Source organism: Citreimonas sp., assembly GCF_042096055.1.
In the GTDB taxonomy this organism is placed as follows: Bacteria; Pseudomonadota; Alphaproteobacteria; order Rhodobacterales; family Rhodobacteraceae; genus Citreimonas.
Map to the genome: position 1 here is coordinate 1 of NZ_JBELMH010000024.1, position 9,497 is coordinate 9,497.

The following is a 9,497-nucleotide window of genomic DNA, read 5'->3' on the forward strand; positions in this document are numbered from 1 at the left end:
CATCGCCGCCCGGGTCCTGCATCAGGATCGCACTGCCGTCCTGCCCGCGCAGCCGGGTGTAGCGCCGGGCCGAGGCATCGCCCGCCAGAGGTTCCTGCCGGGCGTCGCCCCAGCCGGCGCGGGTCAGGAACGCCTTCATGCGACCACCGCGGGCAGGCGTGCGTCCCAGCGCGGATCGCTCCAGGCCATGTGCAGCGCGCGCGTCCGGTCGTCATCGGGGTCGGCCGAGAATTCCATCCGCAGCGCGCGGGACGGGGCGAGATCGCCCAGCCGGTCGGGCCATTCGACGATGCAGATCGCGCTTTCGAAGGCGTCGAGCAGGCCGAGCTCTTCGATCTCCTCGGGGCCCGACAGGCGGTAGAGGTCCGCGTGCCACAGCGGGCCGGCCGTGGTGTCGTATTCCTGCACCAGAGTGAATGTGGGCGAGGGCACGTCCTCGGACACGCGCAGCAGGGTTTGGATCAGGCTGCGCGCGAAATGCGTCTTGCCGGCGCCGATTCCACCCGACAGCAGCAGCACGTCGCCGGCCCGCAGGCCCGGCGCGAGCGCGCGGGCCAGCTGCGCGGTGGCATCCTCGGATTCAAGGACGAGATCATGCGAACGGGTGGTCATCGGGCGCGAGGATACGCGTCACGCGCGGCGCTGCAAGCGGGGTCACGCGATGGCAGGCTGGGGCGCGCCGACGGGTTCGCGCGAGAAGCGGACCATGGTGGCGCCGGCGGCCACCGGCTCGATCGCGCATGTCAGGCTGCGGCCGTCGAACAGCGTCAGCGGCGCGGTCCAGGACGAGCGTTCGCGCATGGTCAGCACGAAATCGCGCAGGTCTTCCCAGATCGGGCTGGGCAGGCAGGCGCGCTGCCAGTCGGTCGTAGCGTCGACGATCGTGACCTCGGCGAAGGCGCTGTCGGGGTCGCACTTCCACATCTCGCGGTAGGCGGCGTTGCAGAAGGTCAGCACGCCCAGCTGCGAGAACACGGCGACCGCCTCGTCGAAACAGTCGATCACCGATTGCGTCAGCTCGAGCTCGGACCGGAAGCGGCGGGTCAGCGAGATCTCGGCGCTGATGTCTTCCAGCAGGAAGGCGACGGCCCGGTCGGGATGCGGCCGGCCGGTGATCTTGTAGGTCAGCCCCGAGGGCAGGTTCCACGTCTCGCAGTACCGGTCGTCGCGGGCGGCGCAGATCACCTGCGCGAGCTGCTCGCGCCAGCCGGAATAGCTTTTGGGTTCGGGCATCATGCGGTTTTCGCGCATGTGGTCGAAGAACGACAGAAGGTTCGGGCGCGCCGACAGGAAGTCGACCGGCAGGCGCGTAAGGTCGACCAGCGCGGGATTGAACAGCACCAGCCGGTGATCGCGGTCGAACACGGCAAGGCCGATGGGCAGGTGCGCGAAGGTCTTGGTCAGGGTCTGCACGAAGGTGCGCTGGGCACGCTCGGCCTCGACCAGGGTGTCGATCGCGCTGGCGAAGTGCATCGGCCCGGCATCGGTCTGCCGGGTGGTCAGCGAGAACCATCGCGCGCTGCCGTCGGTCAGCGCGACACGGGCCCGCACGGTTCCGGCCGCCGTCTCGCCCTGGCCCACGTCGGCGAAGGGACATTCGCCGTGCGGATCGGTGCCGCTTTCCTGGCACAGCTGGGCGAAGGCGCTGTTGTACCAGGTCACCTGGTTGTTCGGCCCGACCTGCCAGATCGGCTGCGGCGTGGCATCCAGCGCGGCGCGCTGGCGGGCGCCGGCCAGCTGATCGGACTGACGCAGGCGGTTGCGCCGCTCGGCCAGCCGCGGCGCACGGATGACGCAGCGGACGAAGCCGCCGTCGCTGGCGATCCGCATGGTCATGTCTGTCTCGCCCGCCGCCTCGAGCGAGACGCCGGTATCGGGCGGAACAGGGGGAAAGCCGGGAAAGATCGGCAGGACCATGTCGTGAAGGTCGCGCCAGCTTTGCCCCGGATGCGGCGCGCTGGGCAGCAGAAGCGCCGCGTCCTCGGTGCTGTCGATCACCACGCCGTCCTGCAGCAGGATCGATGCGCTGGACGGGGCCGCCGCGCCGGCCGGTGGCGCGGGTGCGCGCGTGCCGACCCGCGCCATGACCCAGAGCCCCGCGAATAGCGCGAGGCCCGAGCCGAAGCCGACTGACAAGGCGAGGTAGTCCTGCAAGAATCGCGTCCCGAGCGAGTGCAATGCCTCAGATATGACCGGCTTTGGTTAAGCGTCCGTTAAGGATTGCCGGCTGCCCCGGTCCGGCGACAGGCCGGCTCAGATCTCGATCGGGCGGTTCTGACCCAGCGCGCCGCGTGCGTCGCGGCGTTCGGGCACGATGGCGGCGCGGGGCCAGACCACCTCGACCACGGCGCCGCGGCGTTCGCTCTGCCGCGCGCCCGATAGGGCCGGATCGGTGCCATTGGCAAAGCTCAGCATCGCGCCCGAGCGTTCCAGAAGCGTCTTGGCGATGAACAGGCCCAGTCCCATGCCTTCGTATTCCGGGCGCACGCGGCGGTCGGATTCGGCGCGGCGCCGGCGCACGAACGGGTCGCCGATGCGGCCGATCAGGTCGGGCGGAAAGCCCTGCCCGTCGTCGATGATGCGGATCGAGACGCTGGTCTCGTCCCAGTTCGCCTCGATCCAGATGCGCGACCGGGCGAAGTCGACGGCGTTCTGCACCAGGTTGCGCAAGCCGTGGATGATCTCGGGGCGGCGCAGGATGTGGGGCTGCATCGCGGAGCCGCCGGGCGCGGGCGCCTCCTCGATCATGATGTCCTTGCCGCGGCCCTGGTGCGGCTCGGCGGCCTCGCGGATGACCTCGACCAGCGGCGCATGGCGCATGTGCAGGTCGTCCTTTCCCGCGCGGCCCATCGAGCGCAGGATCGTGCTGCAGCGATCCGCCTGGTCGCGGATCAGGCGCGCGTCGTCGTATAGGTCGGGCCGGTCGGTCAGTTCCTCGGCCAGTTCGGCGGCCGCCAGCTTGATCGTCGCCAGCGGCGTGCCCAGTTCGTGCGCGGCCGCGGCGACCACGCCGCCCAGGTCGTTCAGCTTCTGCGCGCGCGCCAGGGCCATCTGCGTCGCGCTCAGCGCGTCCGACATCGAATGCATCTCGCGCGTGATGCGCCGCGCGTAGATCGAGATGAACAGGATCGCGATGCTGATCGCCGCCCACTGGCCGAACACGAACAGGTCGGGAATGCGCAGGATCGCTCCGTCCGAGGTGCGCAGCGGCAGGTGCCAGAACACCATCGCGGTGACCAGCAGGAACGCCGTCACCCCCAGGATAAGGGTCGAGCGCAGCGTCAGCACCGCCGCCGACACCGTCACCGGCCCCAGCACCAGCAGCGAGAAGGGGTTGTTCAGCCCGCCCGTCAGGTACAGCAGGAAGCACAGCTGCAGCAGGTCGAACATGACCATCAGGAAGTTCTCGGTCTCGGACAGCCGCTTGTTCTCGGGGAAGACGAAGATCGCCACGAGGTTGCCGACGACCGAGACGCCGACGGCCATGTAGCAAAGCCCCAACTCCAGCTGCAGGTCGAACAGCCGCTGCGCCACGTTGATCGCGACAAGCTGGCCGCAGATCGCGAACCAGCGCAGAAGGATCATCGTCCGCAGGCGCACCCAGTTGCTGCGCTGCGTTTCGCTGAAGAAGCCCAGATCGGTTTGCGCCATGTGCGCCGTTTTCGCCTCTTGCCACGGGGTGCGCGATTGTTACGTGTCGGACGTAACGCAATCAACGCCCGAGGCGAGCATGAACAGAAGACACGCGATGCGTGCGGCACTGGCCGGGGGGGCGCTTTTCGCGACCGGGACGGCGGCGCAGGCGAATTGGTTCACCCGGATGCTGGGCTTCGGCGGGGACGGCTTCGACCAGTGCCGCGGCAGCGTGGTCGCGGGCGGCGCGGGCGACATCGGCGGGCCGTTCGAGCTTGTGAACACCGAAGGCGAGACCGTGACCGACGCGGACGTGCTGACCAAGCCCAGCCTGGTGTATTTCGGCTACACCTTCTGTCCCGACGTCTGCCCGCTCGACGTTGCGCGCAACGCGCAGGCGGTCGACCTGCTGGCCGAGCGGGGGGTCGACGTGCAGCCGGTCTTCATCTCGGTCGACCCGAACCGCGACACGCCCGAGGTGCTGGCCGACTTCGCCGCCAACATGCACGAGGACATGGTCGCCCTGACCGGATCCGAGGCGCAGGTGAAGGCCGCGAGCGACGCCTACCGCACCTACTTCTCGATCCGCGACAGCGGCGACGAATACTACCTCGTCGATCATTCGACCTTCACCTACCTGATGCTGCCCGGGCATGGCTTCGTCGAGTTCTTCCGGCGCGAGGCCTCGCCCGAGGAGATGGCCGATAAGGTTGCCTGCTTCGTCGAGGCATCCTGACCCGCCGGCGGTTTGACCGCCCTGTGGGCGCGCACTAACATCCCGTGGCGGCATAACCGCGAGGAGGAGCGATCAGTGTCCGAAAGCAGTGTCGATGAGTTGGGCGCCGACCGGTCGCTGCTTCTGGTGGACGACGACGAGCCGTTCCTGAAGCGTCTCGCCAAGGCGATGGAGAAGCGCGGCTTCGAGGTCGAGACGGCGGATTCCGTCGCCGGGGGCTCGGCCATCGCCACGGCGCGCCCGCCGGCCTACGCGGTGATCGACCTGCGGCTCGAGGACGGCAACGGTCTCGACATCGTCGAGGTGCTGCGCGCCAAGCGGCCCGACAGCCGGATCGTGGTGCTGACCGGCTACGGCGCGATCGCCACGGCCGTGGCCGCGGTCAAGATCGGCGCGACCGACTACCTGTCGAAACCCGCCGACGCCACCGACATCACCAACGCGCTGCTGGCCAAGTCCGACGACCTGCCGCCCCCGCCCGAGAACCCGATGAGCGCTGACCGCGTGCGGTGGGAGCACATCCAGCGCGTCTACGAACTGTGCGACCGCAACGTGAGCGAAACCGCGCGGCGGCTGAACATGCATCGCCGCACGCTGCAGCGGATCCTGGCCAAGCGCAGCCCGCGCTGAGCGGTCACAGCGCCGACAGAAGCGCCGCGTGCCGTGCCGTGAATTCGGCGCGCACCTCGACCGGCGGGCGCAGGTGGATGCCCAGCCCATCGATCACCTCGGGCGCCGGGCGGCCGAACAGCTTGGTGGCCTCGGCCTCGGTGAAGCCGGCGATTTCGGTCGCCTCCATCCAGGCGCTGACCGAATCGGCTTTCTTGATGCGCCGCTTCAACGCCGCGGGGGTTTCCGCCGGCAGGCCGAAGCGGATGTGAACCGCCGCCTCCAGCCGCCGGTCCAGCGCCTTGTAGTCCGGCCCCACCGCCGCCTTCACCGGCGAGATCATGTCGCCGATCACGTATTCCGGCGCGTCGTGCAGCAGCGCGGTCAGGCGCTGCGACGGGCTGGCCGTTGGGTAGAGGCGGGTGAACAGCGTCTCGACCAGCAGCGAATGCTCGGCCACCGAATAGGCGAAATCGCCCCGCGTCTGGCCGTTCCAGCGCGCGACGAAGGCCAGCCCGTGGGCGATGTCCTCGATCTCGATGTCCAGCGGCGTCGGGTCCAGCAGGTCGAGCCGGCGGCCCGACAGCATCCGTTGCCAGGCACGAGCGGGTTTGGGCATCGGGTTCATCCATGCTGAGGTGCGGGATGCCGGCGAATTAGGCAGTGCCGGCCGGCATGTAAAGCGCCGGCGCCGCGATTCACGCTTCGGTCACCGTCCGCTTACCATGCACGTTGCGACGGGTCCGCTGCGGTGCTACGTCCCGCGACGAACGGATAGATGCGGAGGCGGCCCAGATGGCCAAGGATTACATCGTCAAGGATATCGCGCTGGCCGGCTACGGCCGCAAGGAGCTGGACATCGCCGAGACCGAGATGCCGGGTCTGATGGCCCTGCGCGAGGAATACGGCGCCGCGAAACCGCTCGCCGGCGCGCGCATCGTGGGCTCGCTCCACATGACGATCCAGACCGCCGTGCTGATCGAGACGCTGAACGCGCTGGGCGCCGACGTGCGCTGGGCGTCGTGCAACATCTTCTCGACGCAGGACCACGCGGCCGCCGCGATCGCCGAGGGCGGCACGCCGGTCTTCGCGATCAAGGGCCAGACGCTGGAAGAGCACTGGGATTACCTCGACCGGTCGTTCCAGTTCGCCGACGGGCCGAACATGATCCTCGACGACGGCGGTGACGCGACGCTCTACGTGCTGATGGGCGCGCGCGCCGAGGCGGGCGAGGACATCATCCCCGTGCCGCAATCCGAGGAAGAGACGATCATCAAGGCGCAGATCCAGAAGCGCATGAAGGAAAGCCCCGGCTGGTTCACCAAGGTGCGCGACCAGATCCGCGGCGTGTCTGAAGAGACGACCACCGGCGTCAACCGCCTCTACCAGCTGATGCGCGAGGGCGGGCTGCCCTTCCCGGCGATCAACGTGAACGACAGCGTCACCAAGTCGAAGTTCGACAACAAGTACGGCTGCAAGGAGTCGCTGGTCGACGGCATCCGCCGCGCGACCGACGTGATGATGGCCGGCAAGGTCGCCGTGGTCTGCGGCTACGGTGACGTCGGCAAGGGTTCGGCCGCGTCGCTGGCGGGCGCCGGTGCGCGCGTCAAGGTGACCGAAGCCGACCCGATCTGCGCGCTTCAGGCCGCGATGGACGGGTTCGAGGTCGTGCTGCTGGAAGACGTGATCGACAGCGCCGACATCTTCATCACCACGACCGGCAACAAGGACGTGATCCGCATCGAGCACATGCGCGAGATGAAGGACATGGCGATCGTCGGCAACATCGGCCACTTCGACAACGAGATCCATGTCGCCGCGCTGAAGAACCATAAGTGGACCAACGTGAAGGACCAGGTGGACATGATCGAGATGCCCTCGGGCAATCGTATCATCCTGCTGTCCGAAGGCCGCCTGCTGAACCTCGGCAACGCCACGGGGCATCCGTCCTTCGTGATGTCGGCCAGCTTCACCAACCAGGTCCTGGCGCAGATCGAGCTCTGGAAGAACGGCGAGAGCTACGAGAACAAGGTCTACATCCTGCCCAAGCACCTCGACGAGAAGGTCGCGCGCCTGCACCTGGGCCGGATCGGCGTGAAGCTGACGCAGCTGTCGAAAGAGCAGGCGGCCTATATCGGCGTGACGCCCGAAGGCCCCTTCAAGCCCGAGCACTACCGCTACTGATCCCGGCCGGCCGGCGCGTGTTGCGCCGGCCGCCGTTCGCGCGGCCTTTCAGTCCAGCCCGCCCAGCGACCGGACGATCTTCCATTCCTCCTCCGTCACCGGCTGCACCGACAGGCGCGCCTGTCGCACCAGCGCCATCTCCGAAAGCCGCGGATCGGCCTTCACCTGGTCCAGCGTGACGGGCTTCGGCATCGGCTCGACCGCCTTGATGTCCACGCATTCCCAGCGGTCATCGTCGGTGGTGGAATCCGGATGCGCCTCGGCGATCACCTCGACGATGCCGACCACGGCCTTGTCCTTCTGCGAGTGGTAGAAGAACCCCAGGTCGCCGACCTTCATCTGCCGCATGACGTTGCGCGCCTGGTAGTTGCGCACGCCGTCCCATTCCTCGCCCTTGTCGCCGCGCGCAACCTGGTCGTCCCACGACCAGGCATCGGGCTCGGACTTGAACAGCCAGAAGGTCATCCGCCGATCACCCGGTTCCAGCGCGTCAGCGTGACGTTTTCGAACAGGTCGGCGCGCGCATAGGGGTCGTTGTCGGCCCAGTCCTGCGCGGCCGTCATGTCCGCGACGTCGAGGATGACCAGCGACCCGATCATCTGCTCGTCGTCGTCCAGCAGCGGGCCGGCCTGGGCGACGACGCCGGTGGCCTCGATATAGGCCAGGTGCGCCTCGCGGTTTTCCTTGCGCACGGACAGCGCGCCTTTGCGGTCATGGGCGATCAGGGCGACGAGCATGTCTCATTCCTCTTTCAAGGGGCGGGTCAGAAGGGCGCGCATCGCGTCGTGCGGTGCGATCTCGCCTGCGGCGATGGCATCGACGGTGGCGCAGATCGGCAGGTCCAGCCCGTCGCGGCGCGCGAGCTTGGCCAGCGCGCGGGCGGTGGCGACGCCTTCGACCGTGGCGGCCGCGTCCACCGGCTTGCCCGCGCCGAGTGCGGCACCGTGGCGGAAGTTGCGCGACAGCTCGGAATGGCAGGTCAGGGCAAGGTCGCCCATGCCCGACAGGCCGGTCAACGTGACGGGATCGGCGCCCAGATGCGCGGCCAGGCGCTGCATCTCGGCGAAGCCCCGCGTCATCAGCGCGGCGCGCGCGCTGTCGCCCAGCCCCAGCCCGATGGCGGTGCCGCAGGCGATGGCGACCACGTTCTTCAGCGCACCGCCCAGTTCGGCCCCGATCGTGTCGGTGGTGCGATAGAGCCGCAGCGTCGGCGTCGACAGGCGCGTCTGCAACGCCTCGCCGGTGTCGGCATCGGCGCAGGCCAGCGTCAGCGCGGTGGGCAGGCCGCGCCCGATATCGGCGGCGAAGCTGGGGCCGGTCAGGATGGCGGGCACCGCGTCGGGCGCATGGCGCGCGATCACCGCCGCCGGCCCGCACAGCGTGCGCAACTCGATCCCCTTGCTGCAGGCGACCAGCGCCTTGCCGGCGAGCTGGACAGGCACGAGCTCCAGCAGATCGCCGAGCGCCTGCATCGGCACCGCCAGCAGCAGCACGCCCGCCTCGGCCGCCTGCGAAAGGTCGGTGGTCGGGGTGATCGCGTCGGGCAGGGCGCAGCCCGGCAGCTTGGCCGAGGTTCGGTGCGTCGCGATCTCGTCCACCACGGCCGCGTCGCGCGCCCACAGAGTCACCGGACCATTCTGCGCCAGCGACACCGCCAGCGCCGTGCCGAAGGCGCCACCACCCAGGACCGCGACGCTCATGCCTTGGCGCCCTTGCGGCCCGAGCCGATCAGCGGTGCTGCGCCCGCGTCCAGCGGCCAGCGCGGGCGCGCGGCCAGCGTCATGTCGTGCTGCGTGCCTGTCATGAGCAAGGCTCCTCCTGCATAGGCGATCATCGCCGCGTTGTCGGTGCACAGCGCCAGCGGCGGTGCGGTGAAGCGCAGGCCGGCCTCGTCGCAGACCGCCTTCAGTGCCTCGCGCAGCGCGCCGTTCGCCGCCACGCCGCCGGCCACGGCCAGCGCCGGCGCGTCCGGAGTCTCGGCCAGGTACAGCGCGATGGCGCGGCGGGTCTTCTCGGCCAGCACGTCGCGCACCGCCGCCTGGAAGCCGGCGCAAAGGTCGGCCCGGTCGCGCCGATAAAGCCCGCCTTGCGCGGCGACCAGCCTGTCGCGCTCGCGCAGCAACGCGGTCTTGAGCCCCGAGAAGGACAGGTCGCAACCGGGCCGGTCCAGCAGCGGGCGCGGGAAGCGGAAGCGCGCGGGATCGCCCGCTGCCGCCTCGGCCTCGACCGCCGGGCCGCCGGGCTGCGGCAGGCCCAGCAGGCGCGCGGTCTTGTCGAACGCCTCGCCGGGCGCGTCGTCGATCGTGCCGCCGAGGCGCGTGAAATCATCAGGCCC

Annotated in this window: 11 protein-coding genes; 3 read left to right on the forward strand and 8 right to left on the reverse strand. The window is 69.3% G+C overall.

The window, feature by feature from the left end; translation table 11 throughout:
* Window positions 1-135 precede the first annotated feature (135 nt).
* The 3 genes from tsaE to regB form a co-directional block, all read right to left on the reverse strand.
* Window positions 136-612, reverse strand: a complete 477-nt coding sequence (gene tsaE, locus ACFDTC_RS07420; RefSeq protein ID WP_375258247.1) for a tRNA (adenosine(37)-N6)-threonylcarbamoyltransferase complex ATPase subunit type 1 TsaE — start codon at window positions 610-612, stop codon at window positions 136-138.
* A 42-nt stretch (window positions 613-654) separates the two neighbouring features.
* Window positions 655-2,154 (reverse strand): PAS-domain containing protein, encoded by a 1,500-nt coding sequence (locus tag ACFDTC_RS07425; protein WP_375258248.1) that lies wholly within the window; start codon window positions 2,152-2,154, stop codon window positions 655-657.
* Between the two features lie 99 nt (window positions 2,155-2,253).
* Entirely contained in the window at window positions 2,254-3,651 is a 1,398-nt protein-coding gene (gene regB / locus ACFDTC_RS07430) for a sensor histidine kinase RegB (RefSeq protein ID WP_375258249.1), read from the reverse strand.
* Window positions 3,652-3,730: 79 nt separating this feature from the next.
* Between regB and ACFDTC_RS07435 the strand changes: the two genes are divergently transcribed.
* Together ACFDTC_RS07435 and ACFDTC_RS07440 are read left to right on the forward strand one after the other, a co-directional pair.
* On the forward strand, window positions 3,731-4,369 hold the full coding sequence (locus ACFDTC_RS07435; RefSeq protein WP_375258250.1) for an SCO family protein: 639 nt from the start codon (window positions 3,731-3,733) through the stop codon (window positions 4,367-4,369).
* 75 nt (window positions 4,370-4,444) lie between these two features.
* A complete protein-coding gene (locus tag ACFDTC_RS07440) occupies window positions 4,445-4,999 on the forward strand; it encodes an ActR/PrrA/RegA family redox response regulator transcription factor (RefSeq protein ID WP_375258251.1) in 555 nt (184 codons plus the stop codon).
* Window positions 5,000-5,003: 4 nt separating this feature from the next.
* Here ACFDTC_RS07440 and ACFDTC_RS07445 read toward each other — a convergent pair whose 3' ends face one another.
* Window positions 5,004-5,597 (reverse strand): hypothetical protein, encoded by a 594-nt coding sequence (locus tag ACFDTC_RS07445; RefSeq protein WP_375258252.1) that lies wholly within the window; start codon window positions 5,595-5,597, stop codon window positions 5,004-5,006.
* Between the two features lie 176 nt (window positions 5,598-5,773).
* Between ACFDTC_RS07445 and ahcY the strand changes: the two genes are divergently transcribed.
* Complete coding sequence (ahcY, locus tag ACFDTC_RS07450; protein WP_375258253.1) at window positions 5,774-7,162, forward strand: adenosylhomocysteinase; 1,389 nt, start codon at window positions 5,774-5,776, stop codon at window positions 7,160-7,162.
* Between the two features lie 48 nt (window positions 7,163-7,210).
* Here ahcY and ACFDTC_RS07455 read toward each other — a convergent pair whose 3' ends face one another.
* The 4 genes from ACFDTC_RS07455 to ACFDTC_RS07470 all read right to left on the reverse strand — a co-directional run.
* A complete protein-coding gene (locus ACFDTC_RS07455; protein WP_375258254.1) occupies window positions 7,211-7,627 on the reverse strand; it encodes an EVE domain-containing protein in 417 nt (138 codons plus the stop codon).
* Window positions 7,624-7,899 carry a YciI family protein gene (locus tag ACFDTC_RS07460; RefSeq protein ID WP_375258255.1) on the reverse strand — a complete coding sequence of 92 codons (276 nt, stop codon included), beginning with the start codon at window positions 7,897-7,899 and terminating at the stop codon, window positions 7,624-7,626. Before ACFDTC_RS07460 ends, ACFDTC_RS07455 begins: the two co-directional genes overlap by 4 nt.
* 3 nt (window positions 7,900-7,902) lie before the next feature.
* Window positions 7,903-8,862 carry an NAD(P)H-dependent glycerol-3-phosphate dehydrogenase gene (locus ACFDTC_RS07465; protein WP_375258256.1) on the reverse strand — a complete coding sequence of 320 codons (960 nt, stop codon included), beginning with the start codon at window positions 8,860-8,862 and terminating at the stop codon, window positions 7,903-7,905.
* On the reverse strand, window positions 8,859-9,497 hold a 639-nt coding region (locus ACFDTC_RS07470), incomplete at its 5' end, for a tRNA (adenosine(37)-N6)-threonylcarbamoyltransferase complex transferase subunit TsaD (protein ID WP_375258257.1). The genes ACFDTC_RS07465 and ACFDTC_RS07470, both read right to left, overlap by 4 nt.